The organism is Flavobacterium sp. GW823-FHT06G12 (assembly GCF_058794775.1).
Map to the genome: position 1 here is coordinate 191106 of NZ_JBXAHE010000006.1, position 20581 is coordinate 211686.

14 protein-coding genes and 2 tRNA genes are annotated in these 20581 nt (G+C 33.1%); 5 read left to right on the plus strand and 11 right to left on the minus strand.

What is annotated here, in order from left to right:
* Positions 1–3: 3 nt before the first annotated feature.
* Positions 4–3072: a SusC/RagA family TonB-linked outer membrane protein gene (locus AC1Q5Z_RS21355; protein ID WP_492446747.1), complete on the minus strand. Its 3069-nt coding sequence runs from the start codon at positions 3070–3072 to the stop codon at positions 4–6.
* A 441-nt stretch (positions 3073–3513) separates the two neighbouring features.
* On the minus strand, positions 3514–5292 hold the full coding sequence (argS, locus tag AC1Q5Z_RS21360) for an arginine--tRNA ligase (protein WP_492446748.1): 1779 nt from the start codon (positions 5290–5292) through the stop codon (positions 3514–3516).
* A gap of 334 nt (positions 5293–5626) precedes the next feature.
* On the opposite strand from argS, the gene AC1Q5Z_RS21365 reads away from it, so the two are divergent.
* A complete protein-coding gene (locus tag AC1Q5Z_RS21365) occupies positions 5627–8044 on the plus strand; it encodes a TonB-dependent receptor (protein ID WP_343588395.1) in 2418 nt (805 codons plus the stop codon).
* Between the two features lie 100 nt (positions 8045–8144).
* On the opposite strand, the gene AC1Q5Z_RS21370 is transcribed toward AC1Q5Z_RS21365, so the two are convergent.
* The 3 genes from AC1Q5Z_RS21370 to AC1Q5Z_RS21380 form a co-directional block, all read right to left on the minus strand.
* Positions 8145–8816 (minus strand): copper homeostasis protein CutC, encoded by a 672-nt coding sequence (locus AC1Q5Z_RS21370; protein WP_343588394.1) that lies wholly within the window; start codon positions 8814–8816, stop codon positions 8145–8147.
* Positions 8817–8997: 181 nt separating this feature from the next.
* Positions 8998–9321, minus strand: a complete 324-nt coding sequence (locus AC1Q5Z_RS21375; protein WP_492446750.1) for a GIY-YIG nuclease family protein — start codon at positions 9319–9321, stop codon at positions 8998–9000.
* Between the two features lie 271 nt (positions 9322–9592).
* Positions 9593–10600: a 3-oxoacyl-ACP synthase III family protein gene (locus AC1Q5Z_RS21380; RefSeq protein ID WP_111379936.1), complete on the minus strand. Its 1008-nt coding sequence runs from the start codon at positions 10598–10600 to the stop codon at positions 9593–9595.
* Positions 10601–10863: 263 nt separating this feature from the next.
* Between AC1Q5Z_RS21380 and AC1Q5Z_RS21385 the strand changes: the two genes are divergently transcribed.
* Complete coding sequence (locus tag AC1Q5Z_RS21385; protein ID WP_492446752.1) at positions 10864–13275, plus strand: alpha/beta hydrolase family protein; 2412 nt, start codon at positions 10864–10866, stop codon at positions 13273–13275.
* Between the two features lie 108 nt (positions 13276–13383).
* Here AC1Q5Z_RS21385 and AC1Q5Z_RS21390 read toward each other — a convergent pair whose 3' ends face one another.
* The 3 genes from AC1Q5Z_RS21390 to AC1Q5Z_RS21400 form a co-directional block, all read right to left on the minus strand.
* Complete coding sequence (locus AC1Q5Z_RS21390) at positions 13384–14334, minus strand: ABC transporter ATP-binding protein (protein ID WP_198858425.1); 951 nt, start codon at positions 14332–14334, stop codon at positions 13384–13386.
* A 108-nt stretch (positions 14335–14442) separates the two neighbouring features.
* Complete coding sequence (locus AC1Q5Z_RS21395; protein WP_198858426.1) at positions 14443–15138, minus strand: YiaD family glycine zipper/OmpA-like lipoprotein; 696 nt, start codon at positions 15136–15138, stop codon at positions 14443–14445.
* Between the two features lie 19 nt (positions 15139–15157).
* Positions 15158–15661: a lipocalin family protein gene (locus AC1Q5Z_RS21400; protein ID WP_198858427.1), complete on the minus strand. Its 504-nt coding sequence runs from the start codon at positions 15659–15661 to the stop codon at positions 15158–15160.
* Between the two features lie 205 nt (positions 15662–15866).
* On the opposite strand from AC1Q5Z_RS21400, the gene htpG reads away from it, so the two are divergent.
* From htpG to AC1Q5Z_RS21415, 3 genes are all read left to right on the plus strand, one after another.
* The gene (htpG, locus tag AC1Q5Z_RS21405; RefSeq protein WP_345158356.1) at positions 15867–17747 is read left to right on the plus strand and encodes a molecular chaperone HtpG; all 1881 of its coding nucleotides are present in this window, start codon (positions 15867–15869) and stop codon (positions 17745–17747) included.
* 233 nt (positions 17748–17980) lie between these two features.
* Positions 17981–18817, plus strand: a complete 837-nt coding sequence (locus AC1Q5Z_RS21410) for a hypothetical protein (protein ID WP_492446754.1) — start codon at positions 17981–17983, stop codon at positions 18815–18817.
* 131 nt (positions 18818–18948) lie between these two features.
* Entirely contained in the window at positions 18949–19716 is a 768-nt protein-coding gene (locus AC1Q5Z_RS21415) for a DUF4369 domain-containing protein (RefSeq protein WP_343588389.1), read from the plus strand.
* Positions 19717–19959: 243 nt separating this feature from the next.
* Here the strand turns inward: AC1Q5Z_RS21415 and AC1Q5Z_RS21420 are convergent.
* The 3 genes from AC1Q5Z_RS21420 to AC1Q5Z_RS21430 all read right to left on the minus strand — a co-directional run bounded on the left by AC1Q5Z_RS21420 (position 19960) and on the right by AC1Q5Z_RS21430 (position 20563).
* Positions 19960–20033: transfer RNA gene (locus tag AC1Q5Z_RS21420), tRNA-Thr, on the minus strand.
* A gap of 113 nt (positions 20034–20146) precedes the next feature.
* Positions 20147–20220, minus strand: a tRNA-Thr gene (locus AC1Q5Z_RS21425).
* A gap of 76 nt (positions 20221–20296) precedes the next feature.
* A complete protein-coding gene (locus AC1Q5Z_RS21430) occupies positions 20297–20563 on the minus strand; it encodes a hypothetical protein (RefSeq protein WP_111364281.1) in 267 nt (88 codons plus the stop codon).
* Positions 20564–20581 lie beyond the last annotated feature (18 nt).

Sequence of the window (20581 nt, forward strand, 5' to 3'; positions counted from 1 at the left end):
AATTTAAAAGCCTACTTTAAGACTCATAATAAATGATTTACTTCCTGGATTATTAAAGTAATCCAATCCATTAATTCTTGATCCTGCACCAGTCAAACTAGTCTCGGGATCTACACCTTTATAATTTGTGTCTAGCCACAAATTTCTTCCTGTAAATGATAGTTGTGCAGAATTGAATACGCTAAATTTTTTCACATTAAAATCATAACTTAATGTTACATCACGTAATCTTACCCAATTTACATCTGTTACTGCTTCTTCAGAAGCACCTCCACCATCACCTAAATATTTTTGGTAATAATTTTTTGCAGTAATAGCAATATTGTTTGGTGTACCATCTTGTTTCACACCTTCAATAACATAAGAATGTTCCCTATCTGCAGAAGCTTCTGAGATACCAAAATTGTGCAATCTTGCTAATGTTCCGTTATACACAACTCCACCGCGTCTAAAATCTAAGAGTCCTGATAAAGTAACCCTTTTGTATGTAAAAGTGTTTCTTATTCCGCCTGTCCATTTAGGCGCAGAATTCCCTAAGTTTCCTATTTCACTTTGCAATACTGGCAAACCGTCTGTTCCAATGATTTTTTGACCATCTGCATTTCGTTGCCATTTTGTACCGTAAAAACTTCCTAATGGCTGTCCTTTTACAGCATAATAACCTATTGATCCAAAAGCAGTCTCTATACTAATTTCATCAAGATTTCCAGCAATATCTGTTACCCTATTTTCATTTTTCGCCCAATTCAAATTGATATTCCATTGAAAAGGATTGTGTTTTTGAAATACATCATAACCAAATTCAACTTCAATACCTTTATTTACAAGCTCAGCTGCATTTTGATAAACAACAGCAAAACCGCTTGATTGTGGTAATGGCACGTCGATCAATAAATCTTTAGAAGTCTTATAATATAAATTAACATCAAAAGTCAGACGGCTTTCAAAAAATTTAGTATTTAATCCAACTTCGTGGCCTAAAACTCTTTCAGGTTTTAATTGCTGATTACCTAAACGTCCTGAAACTGCCATTCCGTTGATACCATTGTATGGAAAGCTTAATCCATCCGTAAACCCATCTGTCATAAATGGTTGCGAATATGTACTAATTGTTCTATATGGAGCTGGTGCAATACCAACTTCTCCATAAGCATAAGTTACTTTTGCGAAAGTTGTCCATTCTGGCAAAGCAAATGAATTTGATAAAACCCAAGAAGCAGATGCTGCTGGAAATATAGCACTATTAGCATCTGTTCCATAAGTTGATGACCATTCTTTTCTAACAGACCCTGTTACAAACAATTGGTTTTTAACATCAAACTCTAACTGCCCAAATAAAGCCCTCGACATAATATTACTCTCAGTATTTGAAGTATACAACTGAGTAGCATTTGATAAATTATAAAGCCCTCTTACGGCAAGTTCTTTTCCTCTTGAAAAAACATCTGTATTTTGCGATGAACGAAGATTAAGACCTGCAGTATAATTTATTTTCAACCATTCTGATTTTAATGGAAGTAAACCATTTGCTAAAAAATCTGCATAGAATTGCTTATTATTAATGTTATTGAAAGCAACTTCTCCAATTCCTCCTAAGTTATCTCCATTTGAAGAAATAGCATAAATCTGTTTACGATAGTCTGAATAGGCATCTATTCCTCCTTTTGCAGTTAAAGACATCCATGTTGCAGGAGTATATGTTAAATACATATTACCAAACACTCTATTTACATCACTTGTTGCTGGATTTTCATTTACTGTAAAATAAGGATTGTCGTATGAAGAAATATAGTTTAAATTATTTCCCTCACTATCTATATAATTTCTTAAATCATAATTCCCAACAGAACGCATTAAACTCAGCATAACTCCAGAAGAGTTACTCCCGTTTTGAGCTAACGTATTAGTAGTATGCGTGTATTGCAAACTCCCACCTGTTTTCCATTTATTACTTAACTTTAAGTCTCCCACAACTCTAAGCGTATTTCTTTTCAATCCTGTTTCTGGGATCATTCCAGTTTGAGTGACATTCCCGTAAGAAGCTCTATAAGTTGCTTTATCATCTCCTCCGTAGAAAGATATATTATTTGTAAAGGTTAATCCTTCCTTAAAAAAATTACCAACATTATCATACATTGGTATACCTAATTGTTCAGCAGACGGCCCCCAACTTTGAGGTGTATTTGGATTAACGGCAGTAGCAGTGCCACTTGTTCCTTGAACATATTTTGATTGTCTTGCTGGCAACTGGCTGACTTTATCAATAGCCAATGAAGTTGTATAATCTATACCAAGTCCTTTTCCAGCTTTTCCTTTTTTGGTCGTATAAATTATAACTCCATTCCCAGCGCGTTCTCCATATAATGCAGCTGCAGCAGGTCCTTTAAGCACCGATACATTTTCAATATCCTCTGGATTTATATCTAAAGCTCTATTAGAGTTATTAATACCCGAAAGATTTGCATTAAATGGATTATCACCTGCGGTTGTTTGGCTTGTCGTATTATCAATAGGCACTCCATCTACAACAATTAAAGGATCTGAACTTCCTAAAATTGTATTAACTCCTCGGATAATAATTTTACTTGAAGCACCAGGAGTACCTCCTGTACCAATAACTTGAACTCCTGCTGCTTTTCCTGCTAAAGCTTGTAAAACATTCTGCTCACCAGATTTTGTTATCTCATCAGAGTTTATTTTTGAAACTGCATACCCTAAAGTTTTTTCAGATCTTTTAATACCAAGAGCTGTAACTACAACACTTTCGAGTTCTTGAGCTCCAGCATCTAACATTTTTACATTAATAACTGAGGAGCTTGCAGTAATTTCACTAGATTTCATTCCAATGTAACTAAATACTAGCACTTGATTTGATGAAGCCTTAATCTCATATTTACCATCAAAATCTGTTTGTGATCCTACTTTAGTTCCTTTAACCAACACACTCACACCCGGTAAAGGCACTCCCGCATTATCTGAAACTTTTCCTGTAATTTTTTTCTCTTGAGCAATCGCCGATTGCAAAATCAGAACGAAAAAAAGCATCATAAGTCCTTTTAATTTTTGTTTCATTATTTTGTTTTTTTAATTAGAGAGGGCGAACTTAAAAAATTAAAATAATTTTAACAAGAATTAAACTTCTTTTAACATTACAAAATATAATATTAATACTACAAATAAGGATTTACTGGTAAAGCTATTTAAAAAGGAAAAGTTTTATGGGAAGAAAACTCGAAGTAGAAATGTCATTAAGAATAAAAACCATCTACTTAAATTAGATGGTTCTTTTTTATCTCTATCATCTTTACTAAAAGCGTACTAATTCAAAATAGTTAAAAATGAATATTAGAAGAATTGACTTATAATTTTATCACTTGCATTGTAATATTTACAAAGCCACTGCAAACCTACTTCAGAATTTTACTAGACTTGTACCATTGAAGCCAAAAAAGCAATAAAAAAAGCCAATAGTTTAAAACTATTGGCTTTCTTACTCTTTAACTCTATTTTTTCTTACATTCTTTCAGGAACTTCAATTCCTAACAATTGAAATGCAGATTTAATTACTTCGGCAACTTTTTGCGAAAGCTGCACTCTGAATATTTTTTTCGTCAAATCAACTTCACCTAAAATATGAACAGATTGGTAAAAAGAGTTATATTCTTTTACTAAATCGTACGTATAATTAGCAATTAATGCCGGACTATGATTTTGGGCAGCATTCTGAATTACTTCTGGGAAAAGTTCGATTTGTTTTACCAATTCTTTCTCTTTTTCATGTAATTCTTCAATTTCAATTTTATTAGAAAAATCAAAATCGGCTTTACGGATGATTGACTGAATTCTTGCGTATGTATATTGAATAAACGGACCTGTATTTCCTGCAAAATCTACCGATTCTTCTGGGTTGAACAAAATACGTTTTTTCGGATCTATCTTTAAAATATAATATTTCAGAGCTCCTAAACCAATCGTTTTGTACAATTTTGCTTTTTCTTCGGCAGAATAGCTGTCTAATTTTCCTAAATCTTCTGAAATTTGTTTTGCTGTATCGGTCATATCCTGCATCAGATCATCAGCATCTACAACAGTTCCTTCACGGCTTTTCATTTTTCCAGAAGGTAAATCTACCATTCCGTATGATAAGTGATATAAACTTGAAGCCCAATCAAAACCTAATTTCTTCAAGATTAAGAATAACACTTTGAAGTGATGATCTTGCTCATTTCCGACCGTATAAATCATTCCGCCAACATCTGGCATATCTTTTACACGCTGAATTGCTGTTCCGATATCTTGTGTCATATAAACCGCTGTTCCATCAGAACGTAAAACAACTTTACGATCTAAGCCTTCGCCGGTCAAATCAATCCAAACAGAACCGTCTGGATCTTTTTCAAAAACACCTTTATCTAAACCTACTTGCACAACATCTTTACCTAAAAGATAGGTGTTGCTTTCGTAGTAATATTTATCAAAATTAACTCCAAGATTGCTGTAAGTTGTTGCAAAACCTTCATAAACCCATTCGTTCATTTTTTTCCAAAGAGCAATCACTTTTTCATCGCCAGCTTCCCATTTCTTAAGCATATCTTGCGCTTCGATAATAATAGGTGCTTGTTTTTTTGCTTCTTCTTCAGTTTTACCAGCTTCTACCAAACCGTTAATTTCGTTTTTGTAAGCTTTATCAAACTCTACATAATATTTACCAACTAGCTTATCTCCTTTTAAACCAGAAGTTTCAGGAGTTTCTCCGTTACCAAATTTCTCCCAAGCTAACATTGATTTACAGATATGAATTCCGCGATCGTTGATAATTTGTGTTTTATAAACTTTTTTACCAGAAGCTTTTAGAATTTCTGCAACAGAATACCCTAACAAGTTGTTACGAACGTGTCCTAAGTGTAAAGGTTTATTGGTGTTTGGAGAAGAATACTCTACCATAATTGCCTTTTCTTCTGGGTTTGCAGCTACAAATCCGAATTGTTTTTGATCTTTTATTCCGTTAAAGAAATTTACATAATAACTGTCCGAAATAACAATATTCAAGAAACCAGAAACTACATTAAAGCGAGCAACCTCAGAAACATTCTCAACTAGATAATTTCCAATTTTATTTCCTAATTCAGCCGGATTGATTTTGATGACTTTCAATAAAGGGAAAATTACCATTGTAATATCTCCTTCAAACTCTTTTCTAGTAGTTTGAAACTCAATTTTATCAACAGTAACATCAAATAATACTTGTATTGCTTTTTGTATAGAAGGTGTAAGAATTTGTGATAATGACATGTAAACTTATTTTTTAAGTGAGCAAAGATACTGCTTATTCATCAATTAGAGAAAATCAAAAACATATTAAATTCAAGAAAAGAGTTTCGATTTGACAAAAAAGCACATTTTTTAATTGTTAAAATTATCAAAAAATCAAAAGCCTAATCTCTTACAAAACAGCCTATGAGAAAAAAAATATTTTTTTTTCTTCAATTTCTTGTAACATATCAAATGCAAAAGAGTCTTACATAGTGATTTCAATTTTTATTGAAGCCAGAAAAAAACAAAAAAGAAAAACTAACAAAACGAAAATCATCATCAATCAAATCAAAAAATAATCAGTAAAAAAATCATGAAATTAAAATTCTTTCTGTTTGCGTTATTAGGTATAATCGCAACTGCACAGGCCCAGAATACCGGAAGTGTTTCTGGAAAAATTACAGAAAAGTCGAACAATGCGCCGATTTCTTATGCAACTGTTTCGCTTAAAGAAAATGGAAAAGTGGTTTCTGGAGTAAATACAGATGACAACGGAGGCTTTTCATTTAAAAACATTGCTTTAAAAAATTACACAATAGAAATTCAATATATCGGATTCAAGAAATATATTGGTTCTGTAATTTTAAGCGAAAATAGAAAAACAGCAACTGTAAATGTTGCTCTTGAAGAAGAAGCGACTCAGTTAAAAGGTGTAAATATAGTTGCAGAACGTTCAACAATTGAACAAAAAATTGATCGTAAAGTAATTACTGTTGGTAAAGATTTAACAACTGCTGGAGCTTCTGCATCTGACATTATGAGCAATATTCCATCTGTAAATGTAGATCAGGACGGAAAACTTTCGCTTCGCGGAAATGACAATGTACGTGTATTAATTGACGGCCGTCCATCGAACATTGATCCTGCTCAATTATTGAAACAAATTCCATCAACTTCTATCAAAAAAATTGAGTTAATTACAAACCCAAGTGCAAAATACAATCCAGAAGGAATGTCTGGAATTATTAATATTGTATTGCATAAAAGTGCAAACACTGGTTTTAACGGAAGCTATAGCGGAGGTATTACTTTTGGAGAAACTGCAAAATACAATCAATCGCTTGATTTGAACTACAAAACAGGAAAAGTAAACTTCTTTGGAAATGGAGGACAAAACTTTGGAACGTACTATAACAAAGGTAGAATCTTAAGATTGGATCAGGATGTAGAACAAAATTTGAAAATTTCTAACGAAAATGATAATTACTTATACAAGTTAGGAATGGATTATTTAATTAATGACAAAAACACTTTGTCTTTCTATACCAATCAAAATAAATCAACTGGAAACGGAAATGTAATTACTAATATCGATTACAACAATGGCGATCCAGATATTTTAAACATTTACCAAAATTCACTTTACAAAGGGCCAACAAAAACTGGAACTTACAATTTGGCATACAAACATATTTTCAAAAAAGAAGGACATACTTTAGATTTTGAAGGTAATTACAGTGATACGAAATCAGACCAAAATGCAAGTTTTGATACTAATACAACAAGACCTGATAACACTTCAAATAGTGTAATTTATAGCGATCAAATTGGTGATCAAAGAAAATTAAGCACGATAAATGTTGATTATGTAAATCCATTAAATGACAAAACCACGCTTGAAGCTGGTGCAGAAGCTAGAATTACTAGAACAAATAATGATTATAATACTGGTAATCCTTTAGTTCCTGTTGACGAAAGAGTTTCAAATTACACTTACGACACTGATATTTATTCGGCTTATGTGACTTTTGGTCAAAAATTCAAGAAATTCAGTTACCAATTAGGAACTCGTTTTGAGAGCTATAAAGTTCAAGCTAATTTAAACCACGGCCAAGATAAGTTTAATGATGATTATATTACTTTATATCCATCAGCTTATTTGACGTATAATTTGAATGAAAAAAATGTTCTTCAATTTAGCTATAGCCGTCGTGTTGACCGTCCAAGTATAGAGCAAACTAAGCCAATTCGTGAATTCTCAACTCCATTAGTAACTTCATATGGAAATCCTGAATTAAGACCTCAGTTTACAAATTCGGTAGAGGTTAATTATACTAAAACACTTGAAAAAGGAAGTGTTACTGCAGGTGTTTATGTAAGAAGCATTAATGATCAAATAAGCAGAACATTGAGTCCAGATCCAAATGATCCGTCTGGATACAAACAAATCTTGAGCTATACAAATTATGATCACAATAGTGCTTATGGTTTTGATGTTTCGTTAAATTATAAATTGACAAAATGGTGGGATATTCAACCGTCTATCGACTTTTCGAGCATTAAACAACAAGGTATTGTATTTGAATTTGATCCAGCAACTAGCACAAGTTCACCTCTTGAACGTAGCGTAACAACTACAGCTTTTAACGCTCGTATGAACTCTAACTTTAAACCTACAAAACGCTTAAGTTTCTTGCTATTTGGTTTTTACAGAGGACCTGTTGAAGATGTTCAGCAAAATCGACATGAAATGTACAAAATGGATATTGGTTCACGTTACACATTGCTAGACAACAAAATGAACATTAGTGTACGTTTTAATGATGTTTTCAAGACAATGAAATATGCTTTTGATGGAATTTATCCTTATCCTCAAACAGGTCAGTTTTCTTGGGAAAGCAGAACAGTTTATTTAGGTTTGACATACAACTTTGGAGGAGGAAAAATCAAAAACTTACAGCGTAAACAAAGAGAAGATAATACTAATAAAGGTGGGGGCGGAATGTTCTAATCTTACCTAAAAAGATTTTTTTTAAATAATTTTTGAATAATTTCTTGTAGAAAAAAAGTCTGGAGATTGCCACCTCCAGACTTTTTTTGTTTTATTAAACTTATAAAAAATTACACAGTTCTTTTATTTCTTCTGGATTTGCAGTTTCAGAATTATCTGTAATTGCTGAAGAATGATAAAAAGTCAGATCTAATTTTTCTTGCAACAATTTGATGTTAGAAGACCGTAAACCACCACCTGGCATAATCTCAATTCTGTCTCCTGCCAATTCCTGAAGTCTTTCTAAAGCGAGAATTCCTTCTTCGACACTTACGCCTTGACCAGAAGTCAAAATGGTTTTAAAACCACAGTCTATGATAGATTCTAGTGACTTTTCTGGATTTTTAACCACATCAAAAGCACGATGAAAAGTACATGAAAGCGGATGCGCTAAATGAACCAATTCTTTATTCTGCTTTTTATTTATTTTTCCGTTTTCTTTTAGAATTCCGAAAACAAAACCGTCAACACCTAGTTTTTTATATTGTTTTATGTCTTGTTTCATTTCTGTGAGTTCTTCGTCAGAATAAACAAAATCTCCGCCACGAGGCCTAATGATAACATGCATTTTTATACTTATGCTTTCGCGAACTTTTACTACCAAAATAGAATTTGGAGTAGTTCCTCCCAGTTTCATATTTTCACATAGCTCAATTCTATCTGCACCGTTTGCTTGAGCAATCAATGCCGATTCATAATTAAAACAAGCTATTTCTAGTTGATTTTTTTTCATTTTGATTTTATTAAAAGGGCTTCTATTTCACTCAGCCTCACAAACTTTAAAACAATTAAGTTCAATCTTTGTCACCCTGAGCGGAGTCGAAGCGCGCTCCTATTGGAACGTGGGCTTCGACTCCGCTCAGCCTGACAAGTCGCTTGTATTCTACTGAGCAAAATCGAAGGCTAATTTAATACTAAACATCCTTTTTATTAAAATTTTTATGAGTTGTTTTATTCAGACATTGAGAAAGTTTTTTCAAGTCCTCCCATTTATCTTTTATTATAGCTTCTTTCTTTTTTCTGCTCCAGCCTTTCACTTGCTTTTCAAATGCGATAGCTTGGATAACATCATTAAACTCAGTGCAAAATACTAACTCTAAAGGTCTTTTTTCAAAAGTGTAACTTTCTTTATTCAAGCCATAATTATGTTCATTTAGTCTCCTATTTATATCATTTGTCATTCCTGTGTAATAACTTCCATCGGAGCATTTCAAAATATAAACGTAATATCTTTTCATAATTTTTATTTTCAAAAAAAATAAAAGTAAGAAATTTAATTCAAATCATTAAATAAAAGAACGTGCCAATTGGAATGTGGGCTTCGACTCCGCTCAGCCTGACAAATAGAAATCAATCACATACAATCGTCAAAGTTTTGTCCCACTGAGCGGAGTCGAAGGGCGCTCCTATTGGAACGGGGCTTCGACTCCGCTCAGCCTGACAAATCTGTATAAAAAAACCTGCTCCTAATAAGAAGCAGGTTCTAAATATAATGTAAGATGAATTAATTTACCATTTAATAATAGCGCTTGCCCAAGTAAATCCACTTCCGAAAGCTGCTAAAACTACAGTATCGCCAGATTTGATTTTTCCTTGTTCCCAAGCTTCAGTTAAAGCAATCGGAATAGATGCAGCTGTTGTATTTCCGTATTTCTGAATATTATTATGAACTTGATCGTCTGTCAATTTGAATTTATTTTGAATAAATTGCGAAATTCTCAAGTTTGCTTGATGCGGAATCAACATGTCGATATCTGAAACCTGAAGACCATTTGCTTCTAATCCTTCATTGATTACTTCTGCAAAACGAACTACAGCATTTTTAAATACAAACTGCCCATTCATATAAGGATAATAACTTTCGTCATTCGGATCATTATCTGCAATAATGTCTGTTACCCAACGCGCTCCCATTCCTGGCGCTTGCAATGCTAATTCTTCAGCATGCTGGCCTTCAGAATGTAAATGTGTAGATAAAATTCCTTTTGTTAAATCTTCTTCACGGCTTAAAACTGCTGCTCCTGCTCCATCACCAAAAATTACAGAAACTCCACGTCCGCGAGTTGTCATGTCTAGTCCTGTAGAATGAACTTCAGAACCAATTACCAAAATATTTTTATACATTCCGGTTTTGATATATTGATCTGCAACAGAAATTGCGTAAACAAAGCCTGAACATTGATTTCTAACATCTAATGCACCAACTGTTCTTAGACCTAAATCTCTTTGAACCAAAACACCTGGGCCTGGAAAATAATAATCTGGGCTTAAGGTAGCAAAAACTACAAAATCAATATCTTCTTTGGCTACACCAGAACGCTCGATTGCAATTTTAGCTGCTTTTACTCCCATTGAAGTCGTAGTGTCTTCTCCACGGATAATGTGTCTTCTTTCTTGAATTCCTGTTCTTTCCTGAATCCACTCGTCATTAGTATCCATGATCTTAGACAAATCATCGTTAGTCACCACATTAGAAGGAACATAATATCCTAAACCAGCTATTTTTGAATGATACATAATCTATTATTATTTATTAAAAAATTGGATTGCAAATTTACGCATACTTTAAAATATACGTACACAAAATACTATTTTTTTCGTTATTAGCAATTTAATATATTTTAATTCTAAAGCAACTTATAATCATTTACTTCTTGAAAAGGCAATTTTCGGACATAAATATTGAAAAAAATGAAAAATCAGATACAAGTTGTAACAAGACAAAAGTATATTAGACAAACATTTTGAATACCATTTTATAAACTCATAAAATTAAAACTATGAAATTAAAGGTTACGCTGTTTTTATTTTTAAACATAAGCTTTTTCTCTTTTGCTCAAGAGAATCTAGTTTATCAAAAACCTTCGAAATCTATTTTAGATTTGGCAGATTACCAAAGGCCTCCTTCGGTATCTATGGATACAAAAAAAGAGAACATGCTCTTAATGTATCGCAATACTTATAAAACGCTAGAAGATCTAAATCAAGAAGAAGTTAAACTAGCAGGTTTAAGAATTAATCCTGTTACTAATATTTCAAGCACAGCAACTTACTTGATCAATCTTAAACTAAAAAAAATAAGTGGGAAGGAAGAAATTCAAGTTAAAGGCTTACCTGAGAATCCGAAAATAACAAATATTCTTTGGTCACCAAACGACAAAAAAATCTTATTCTCTCATACTACAAATTCGGGTGTTGAACTTTGGGTTTTGGATGTGGCAACTGCCCAAGCAACAAAACTTACAGAGGCTAGAGTAAATGCAAACCTTGGAAATCCGTTTAGCTGGTTTTTGGATAGTGAAACTATATTAGTAAAAATGCTTCCTAAAAACAGACAGCCACTTTTGGATTCTAAAAAAGATTTGCCTACTGGGCCAATTATTTCAAATACTTCGGGAGAAAAATCTCAAAACAGAACGTATCCAGACATGTTGAAAAACAAAAACGACGAAGCTAATTTTGAAAACTGCATAACTTCTGAATTATACAAAGTAAAACTAAATGGTGATGCTGTTTTGTATAAAGACGCTGCCATGTTTGCTGGAGAAAGAATCTCACCAGATGGCAATTATATTATGCTTACTACCATTCAAAAACCATTTTCTTATGTAGTTCCACTGAATAGATTTCCATTCAAAACCGTTGTTTACGATTTAAGCGGAAGAGAAATTAAAACGGTAAACGAGGTTCCTTTAAACGAAATTATGCCAAAAGGTTTTATGGCTGTTCGAAAAGGAAAAAGAGAAATGGCTTGGAGAAACGATAAACCTGCGACATTATCGTACGTTGTAGCTTTAGACGAAGGAGATCCTGCCAACAAAGTTGATTTTAGAGATGAAGTTTTTCTTTGGGATGCACCTTTTGACAAAGAAGCAACATCATTGGCAAAAACACCACAACGTTTTAGTGACATTACTTGGGGAAATGATAATTTAGCAGTCCTTTCAGAAGAATGGTACGATACGAGAAACACCAAAACATTTTTGATTAATCCTTCAAATCCAAATCAACAGCCAAAATTAATCACAGACAGAAATTCTCAAGATGTTTATTCTGATCCTGGAGTTTTTGAAACAAGAAAAAATGCCTACAACAAATATGTTTTAGCTATCGAAAAAAATAACCTTTACAGAATTGGCGAGGGTTATACCAAAAATGGACAATTCCCTTTTGTTGACGAATTCAATCTGGAAACTTTAAAATCAAAGCGCATTTATACTTCTCCATACAAAGATAAAAAAGAAGATATTTTAGAAATTGAAGATTTTAAGTCTGGAAAGGTCTTAGTTATGATTCAGTCAAAAACAGAATATCCGAATTACTATTTCAGAAATATTAAAAAACAAAACAGCTTAACACAAGTTACTGATTTCAAGAATCCGTTTGAAAGCATTAAAGACGTTAGCAAAGAAGTTATTAAATACAAACGTAAGGATGGATTGGAACTTTCAGGAACTTTATATCTACCTGCTGGTTACGATAAAACTAAAAAAGAAAAATTGCCGCTATTGATCTGGGCCTATCCAGCAGAATATAAAGATAGAAATAGCGCTTCTCAATCGACTCAAAATTCAAACGAATTCACTTTTCCTTATTACGGATCATTTGTGTATTGGGTTACAAAAGGCTATGTGGTTTTAGACGATGCCGCTTTTCCGATTATTGGAGAGGGAACTACAGAACCGAACGACAACTTTATTTCTCAATTAGTTGATAATGCCGCAGCAGCTATTGACGCTGTTGACGCTTTAGGCTATATCAATCGTAAAAAAGTAGCTGTAGGAGGACATTCGTATGGAGCCTTTATGACAGCAAACTTACTAACGCATTCTGATCTTTTTGCTTGCGGAATTGCAAGAAGTGGTGCTTACAACAGAACTCTAACACCATTCGGATTCCAATCTGAACAACGAAATTACTGGGAAGCTCCAGAAGTTTACAATGCAATGTCTCCATTTATGAATGCAGAAAAAATGAAAACTCCAATTTTATTGGTTCACGGAGAAGCAGACAATAATCCTGGAACTTTTACTTTGCAGACAGAACGTTATTTTCAAGCATTAAAAGGTTTAGGAGCTCCTGCAAGAATGGTTATTTTGCCAAAAGAATCTCATAGCTATGTTGCTAAAGAAAACATTCTTCATTTGCTTTGGGAACAAGATCAATTCTTAGAGAAATATCTGAAAAACTAAATTCATAATTTGATTCCAAAAGTAAACCCGACAGATTTTTAAAACCTGTCGGGTTTATTATTTTAACAATTAGAAATCATATAATTTTCTAATTGACACATCCTCTAATTATAAATAATTTAGTGCCAGAAAAACTTCCTGTTCAAGCGGTAAATCTATTTCGCTTTCAAAGAAAATCAACTGTCTTTTATAAACAGTTTCAATTAAATAATGGCTTCCTCTAAAATACGTTCTCCTAATTTTTACCATTAATTTTGACTCCGAAACCATTTTAAATTGATGCGGATAAACTAGCGTTTTATGTGTTTCGTCTGGATAAGACAATAATAAATGAGTCGGAATTTCATTTACTTCTCCAAACAAAGAAGCCACGTACTTAACCTTTGGATCTTCGTATATTTTTGAAGGATCATCTTTTACCAATACTTCTCCATTTCTCATTACTATTGCTTGATCTGCAAAAGATAAAGCATCTGTACTATCATGCGTTGCAATAATACAAGTAATTCCCTTTTGCTTTAGGTAACGGAATAAGTTACGGCGCAAAGCATTTTTTCTAAAAGCATCAATCTGACTAAATGGTTCGTCTAACAAAATTACTTCTGGCTCTAAAGCCAAAACTCGAACCAAAGCAACTCTTTGTTGCTGTCCTCCACTTAAGAATTTGGTCTTAACATTGGCAAACTGATCCATTTCTACCATCTCTAGCAATTCCTGAACACGAAGTTTTTTCATGTTTGCAAAACCATTAGATAAAAACTTGCCCACGTTTTCTGCAACCGTTTCATATGGAGACAAGTCAAAATCTTGTGCCAAATATTTCATATAAGGCATTCCTGGAATCAAATTAAATTTTGGTCCCAAGATAGGTTTATCACCATAAAAAATGTTTCCCTCGTTCAAATCATATAGTCCATATATAAGCTTGAGCAGTGTGCTTTTTCCGCAACCACTCTCGCCAATAATGGCAACGTTCTGACCTTTTTCAATAGAAAAGGAAATATTTTTTATAACGGGGCTTTCGGTGTACGAAAAAGATATATTTTGAATGTCAAGCATGAGTTGTAATATGAGACGTCAAATTTACAATGTTTAATTTCTAAAGTCAAAAAAAAGCTGCTTCAATTATTGAAACAGCTTTTTTTATGATTTATTTTAATTAGAAACTTATTTTCCAGCTTCTGCTTTAGCATCGTTTACCATTTTGTCGTTTGCTGTAATTGAGAATTCAACACGACGGTTTTGCGCTCTTCCCTCTGGAGTATCATTTGTTGCAATTGGATCAGCGATTCCTAAACCTGAAGTTTTGAAACGGCTTGCTTTTAATCCTTTTGAAACTAAATACGCTTGCACAGAAGCAGCTCTTTGTCCTGAAAGTGTTAAGTTATACTCTGGTTTTCCAGTGTTATCTGTGTAACCAAAAATTTGAATATCTGTATCGCCATACTCATTAAATACAGGAACCAGTTTATCCAAATTAGCTTTTGCTTGAGATGTCAAAGTTGATTTGTTAGTATCAAAACGCACTGCATTTTCATTCAATGTCAAGTGAATTCCTTCTCCAACTCTTTCAACAGAAGCACCTGGCAAAGCTTGATCAATTTCACGAGCTTGTTTATCCATTTTGTTTCCGATCAATGCTCCAGTTCCACCACCTACAGCAGCTCCAATTGCAGCACCTAAAGCAGCGTTTCCGCCTCGACCGATATTATTTCCCAATACAGCACCAATTACACCTCCTGCAACTGCACCAATTCCGGCTCCTTTTTGTGTATTATTTGCGTTTTTTACCGAATCACAGCTTGTAAAAAAACTAGCTATAACCATTAAACTACTTAAACCTAAAACCGTTATCTTTCTCATTTTCTATATCTTTAAAATATTAATTAGCTCTTTGAAATTGGTAAACTACATCTTTTACCTGACCTCCAACATTGATATTATCAACTAACTGAAAAGAACTTTCAGTTACACCTGCAACTTTAAGCAAATAGCCATCTCTTACTTTCTTTGCTTTTTCACCTGCATTAAGAATCTTTAATACAAATAAGCCTTGATTATTAATGCTCCATACAATCGGCGAAGAAAATCCAGTACAACTTGGAGAAGTTAAAGCCATATTTCCTTTATTGTTGTTTGAAATAAAGCTCCAAGTACTTCCAATAAAACATTTTGAATCTGCAAGATCAAATGAATTTACTTTGATATAATCAGAACCTGGGTAAGAAACATTGGTAAGCACCCAATTTCCTTTTAACGCTACTTGAGTCGATTTGTCAAGTTTTGTTGAAAGCGTAGTAGCCTCAGAAGATGAAGCTGTTGACGAAGCTGATTTACACGCAAAAAACATAGCGGCAATCAAGCATATAAAAATACTCTTCTTCATTTTGTACAATTTTTTTTAGATTAATACTTGCCTTTTTAACAATTATTGTACCACAAATATACGATTCATTGAGATATTTTTCGTTTTAGAATCTATTTATTTTCTTTCAAAATTAACATTTCCGCCATTTTGTCACCCAAAATAGAATTGGTATTTTATTTGAACAAATGAAAATCATCAAATTAAAACTCAAAAATTAAAAAATATGGCAACAGGTAAAATTAATGTTTCAGTAGAAAACATTTTTCCCTTAATTAAAAAGTTCTTATACAGCGACCACGAAATTTTCTTGCGCGAGCTTGTTTCTAATGGTACTGATGCTACTTTAAAATTAAAACATCTTATTAGCATTGGTGAAGCTAAAGTAGAATACGGAAACCCGATTATCGAAGTAAAAGTAGATAAAGAAGGTAAAAAAATCCACATTATCGATCAAGGTTTGGGTATGACAGCTGATGAAGTTGAAAAATACATCAATCAAGTTGCTTTTTCTGGTGCTGAAGAATTCTTAGACAAGTACAAAGATTCTGCTAAAGATTCTGGTATCATCGGACATTTTGGTCTTGGTTTTTACTCTGCTTTTATGGTAGCAGAAAAAGTAGAAATCATCACAAAATCATACAAAGATGAACCAGCTGCACATTGGACATGCGACGGAAGCCCTGAATTTACTTTAGAACCAGCTGACAAAACTTCACGCGGAACAGAAATCATTCTGCATATTGCAGAAGATTCTTTAGAGTTCCTAGACGATTCTAAAATCAGTGGTTTATTAAACAAATACAATAAATTCATGCCTATTCCGATTAAATTCGGAACAAGAACTGAAACGCTTCCAAAACCAGAAGACGCTCCAGAAGATTACGTTAATGAAACTGTTGAAATTGACAACATCATTAACAACCCAAATCCAGCTTGGACAAAACAGCCTTCTGAATTAACTGATGAAGATTACAAAAACTTCTACAGAGAATTGTATCCAATGCAGTTTGAGGATCCTTTATTCCACATTCATTTAAATGTAGACTATCCGTTTAACTTAACTGGCATTTTGTATTTCCCGAAATTAGGAAGCGACATGCAGATCCAGAAAGACAAAATTCAGTTGTACCAAAACCAAGTTTACGTTACAGATAACGTAGAAGGAATTGTTCCTGAATTCTTGACAATGTTAAAAGGAGTTATCGATTCTCCAGATATTCCATTAAACGTTTCTCGTTCTGGTTTACAGGCTGACGGTGCAGTTAAGAAAATCTCAAACTACATTACTCGTAAAGTAGCAGATAAATTAAAAGCTTTATTTAACGAAAACCGTGCTGACTTTGAAGCAAAATGGAACGATATTAAAATCGTTTTAGAATACGGAATGCTTTCTGAAGATAAGTTCTACGAAAAAGCAGGTGCATTTGTTTTGTACCCAACTGTAGATGACACTTACTTTACTTTAGAAGAATTAAAAGAAAAACTAAAAGAAAACCAAACTGATAAAGATGGTAAACTTGTCGTTCTTTATGCTGGAAACAAAGATGCACAGCACTCTTATATTGAAGCAGCAAAAGACAAAGGTTACGAAGTATTGCTTTTAGATTCTCCGATTATTTCGCACTTAATCCAAAAGATTGAAAACGATAACAGCGGATTAACTTTTGTACGTGTTGACTCTGATCATATTGACAACTTAATCAAAAAAGAAGAAAATACGATCTCTAAATTATCTGATGACGAAAAAGCAGCTTTAAAAACTTCTTTAGAAGCTTATATTCCAAAAGCATACAGCGTTCAACTAGAAGCTATGGATTCTCAAGCTGCCCCATTCCTTATTACGCAACCAGAATTTATGCGTAGAATGAAAGAAATGAGCCAAACAGGCGGCGGAATGTTCGGAATGGGTAATATGCCAGAAATGTACAATTTGGTGGTAAATACAAATTCTGATCTTGCTTCAAGCATCTTAAACACAGAAGACAAAACGCATCAAGAGCATTTGGTCAAACAAGCATTAGATTTAGCTAAATTATCTCAAAACCTATTAAAAGGCGAAGCGCTTACTGCTTTCGTAAAAAGAAGTTTTGAAATGATCAAATAAGCATAAAATTGCTTTCCTAACAAAAGCTGTCCGATTGGGCAGCTTTTTTTTGTTTAAACCAAAATCGGTTTTAGATTGTTTAAATCATCTCATTAATTAGCAATTATTATAATTTTTTGTTCAAAAAATCGTTAGGATATCTTATAAATTAACCACTATAGGATTTTTAAATTGTAACTTATTTTTTTATTACATTTGACTGCCTTATTAATCTAATCCAAAACAAAAAAACCATGAAAAAAACTGTCATTTTATTATCAACTATTTGCACTACAGCATTTTTATATATTTCTTGTTCTAGCGACAATCACGACGAACCAGGAAATTCAACAAATCTAACAAATGTTGGAGCATCGATTTTTGTTGATACTTCTAACGAAATGGATCTTAACACGGGGCTTTTAATTACTACAGCCACTTCAACTACTGCAAAAACTGCAGAAACGCCTGCAGGACTTTGCGCAACTGTAACAATAAGCACTCCAAACGGCGAAGAATATCCTAAAGTATTTTTAGCAGATTTTGGAACAGCAGGATGTAAAGACATAAACAACCTTACTCGAAAAGGACAATTAAAAGTAACTCTTACAGGTCCAATTATGGAAACTGGAAGTAAAATGACAATTGAAAGAATTGACTACTCAATAAACTATACCAAGCTAGAAGGCACTATTGAATACACTAACACCACAACTGTTGCCGCTACACCACAATGGACTAGAAAAGTAATAAATGGCAAACTTACAGATATACAGGGAGGAGTTTACATTAATTCTGGATTTTATACCACTAAACAAATTGCAGGCGTAGATACTCCTTTGGTTTTATCTGACAATGTATACGAAATAACAGAAGGCTCACATAAAGTGACATCTGCAAATGGCGAATCAATTACCTTAACAATAAAAGAGCCATTGACTAAAAAATATTCTTGTTTATTCATCTCTAAAGGACAATTAAAAGTACAAGGAGAAATTTTAAACGGAGTAATAGATTACGGAAACAACGACTGTGATGCGATTTACACCTATACACAAGAAAATGGCGCTTCATACCAATTATCAATGTAAGACCTTTTCTTGCATTACTTTAAAATCCCAATTTAGAAATAGATTGGGATTTATTTTTTTATAAAAATAAAACAACAGCCTCATTACATTTAAACTATTTTCTTTATTTTGCACCAAAATCTCAAAAACTAATGAAAAAAACACTAATTGCTTTTGTTACTCTTGCAGTATTAGCATCTTGCAGCAAAAAAGAATCTGCTGCTGACAACCTACACCTTACAGGAAACATTAAAGGTTTAAAAACCGGAACTTTATATATCCAAAGAGTTGTTGATACTTCTCTTGTTGCCATCGACAGTATTAAAATCGACGGAAATTCAACTTTTGAAAGAGATATCAAATTAGAATCTCCTGAGATGCTTTATTTGTTTCTAGATCGCGGTGTAACAAATTCTTTAGATAACAACATCTTATTTTTTGCTGAGCCAGGAAACATGAATATCGAGACCAATTTGGACAACTTCATCACCGGCGCAAAAATTACTGGATCTAAAAACCAAGAACTATACGAAGAGTATCAAAAAATAAATGTTCGTTTTAGAGATGAAAACCTTTCTATGGTAGAATCAAAATTCAAAGCCTTAAAAAGACAAGATCAAAAAGCAATTGACAGCATAGATGCAAAACAGCAGTCAAATATCAAAAGAAAATATTTATACGCTACAAACTTTGCTATAAACAATAAAGATCACGAGGTAGCACCTTATATTGCTTTAGCAGAAATTTACGATATCAATTTAAAATTTCTTGATACAATCCAAAAATCGATGACGCCAAAAGTAGCTCAATCTTTTTACGGAAAGAAACTAACAAAATATGTATCTGAAATCAAAAAAGAAGAACAAAAGGCTCCTGCAGAAACTAAAACAGAAACTGCAGCAACTGAAGCAAAAAAATAATTTCATTTTATAAAAACAAAAAAGCCCTGAATATTTCAGGGCTTTTTTTATATCTTAAATCAACAAATTTTAACAAGAAGACATTCGTGCTCGCTATTAATATTTTCAAGCGTTAAAAAGCAATTATATCATCAAAATAAAAACAACTTAAATCGATTTTAATTAAACGAAAAACACAAACTCTAAAACGGGAGTTTGATTTTAGGCATAAAAAAAACCACCACATTTCTGTGATGGTTTTTGAGCCGATAGAGGGACTCGAACCCACGACCTGCTGATTACAAATCAGCTGCTCTAGCCAGCTGAGCTACATCGGCCTATTTTGCGAGTGCAAAGATATAAATGTTTTTTAATATTCCAAAAAAATTTTCACACCTCTCTCTATAATTAAAAAAACCATCACATTTCTGTGATGGTTTCCGTTTTTTTGAGCCGATAGAGGGACTCGAACCCACGACCTGCTGATTACAAATCAGCTGCTCTAGCCAGCTGAGCTACATCGGCCTCATTACGGGTGCAAATATAAAGCGGTTTTTCAATTTCCCAAAATAAATTTGCACTTTTTTACACTTTTTTTTTCTTATAATGCGTTGATTTTTTCAATCAATTGATTAGCAGCCTGTTCTAATTCAACATTAATTTGTTTGAAATGTGCTTTTTTATTTTCAACGTTCTTTGCGTTCACTTTTGTAATCAAAGTATCGAATGCAGCGATAGCTTCATCGACCAAAGCATTCGTTTCTGGAGTAGGATTTCCTGTTGTTGACATCTCAAACAAGTAAACTGCCTCAATAATATCTCCTAATACGAAGTTGATGTCTTTCTTTAAATTCTTAACGTTTGCCATTTTCTTTTTATTTTAATT

Excerpts from the sequence above, each read along its gene's own strand:
- AC1Q5Z_RS21355 (WP_492446747.1), bottom strand. The coding sequence starts at position 3,072 with ATGAAACAAAAATTAAAAGGACTTATGATGCTTTTTTTCGTTCTGATT.
- argS (WP_492446748.1), bottom strand. The coding sequence starts at position 5,292 with ATGTCATTATCACAAATTCTTACACCTTCTATACAAAAAGCAATACAA.
- AC1Q5Z_RS21365 (WP_343588395.1), top strand. The coding sequence starts at position 5,627 with ATGAAATTAAAATTCTTTCTGTTTGCGTTATTAGGTATAATCGCAACT.
- AC1Q5Z_RS21370 (WP_343588394.1), bottom strand. The coding sequence starts at position 8,816 with ATGAAAAAAAATCAACTAGAAATAGCTTGTTTTAATTATGAATCGGCA.
- AC1Q5Z_RS21375 (WP_492446750.1), bottom strand. The coding sequence starts at position 9,321 with ATGAAAAGATATTACGTTTATATTTTGAAATGCTCCGATGGAAGTTAT.
- AC1Q5Z_RS21380 (WP_111379936.1), bottom strand. The coding sequence starts at position 10,600 with ATGTATCATTCAAAAATAGCTGGTTTAGGATATTATGTTCCTTCTAAT.
- AC1Q5Z_RS21385 (WP_492446752.1), top strand. The coding sequence starts at position 10,864 with ATGAAATTAAAGGTTACGCTGTTTTTATTTTTAAACATAAGCTTTTTC.
- AC1Q5Z_RS21390 (WP_198858425.1), bottom strand. The coding sequence starts at position 14,334 with ATGCTTGACATTCAAAATATATCTTTTTCGTACACCGAAAGCCCCGTT.
- AC1Q5Z_RS21395 (WP_198858426.1), bottom strand. The coding sequence starts at position 15,138 with ATGAGAAAGATAACGGTTTTAGGTTTAAGTAGTTTAATGGTTATAGCT.
- AC1Q5Z_RS21400 (WP_198858427.1), bottom strand. The coding sequence starts at position 15,661 with ATGAAGAAGAGTATTTTTATATGCTTGATTGCCGCTATGTTTTTTGCG.
- htpG (WP_345158356.1), top strand. The coding sequence starts at position 15,867 with ATGGCAACAGGTAAAATTAATGTTTCAGTAGAAAACATTTTTCCCTTA.
- AC1Q5Z_RS21410 (WP_492446754.1), top strand. The coding sequence starts at position 17,981 with ATGAAAAAAACTGTCATTTTATTATCAACTATTTGCACTACAGCATTT.
- AC1Q5Z_RS21415 (WP_343588389.1), top strand. The coding sequence starts at position 18,949 with ATGAAAAAAACACTAATTGCTTTTGTTACTCTTGCAGTATTAGCATCT.
- AC1Q5Z_RS21430 (WP_111364281.1), bottom strand. The coding sequence starts at position 20,563 with ATGGCAAACGTTAAGAATTTAAAGAAAGACATCAACTTCGTATTAGGA.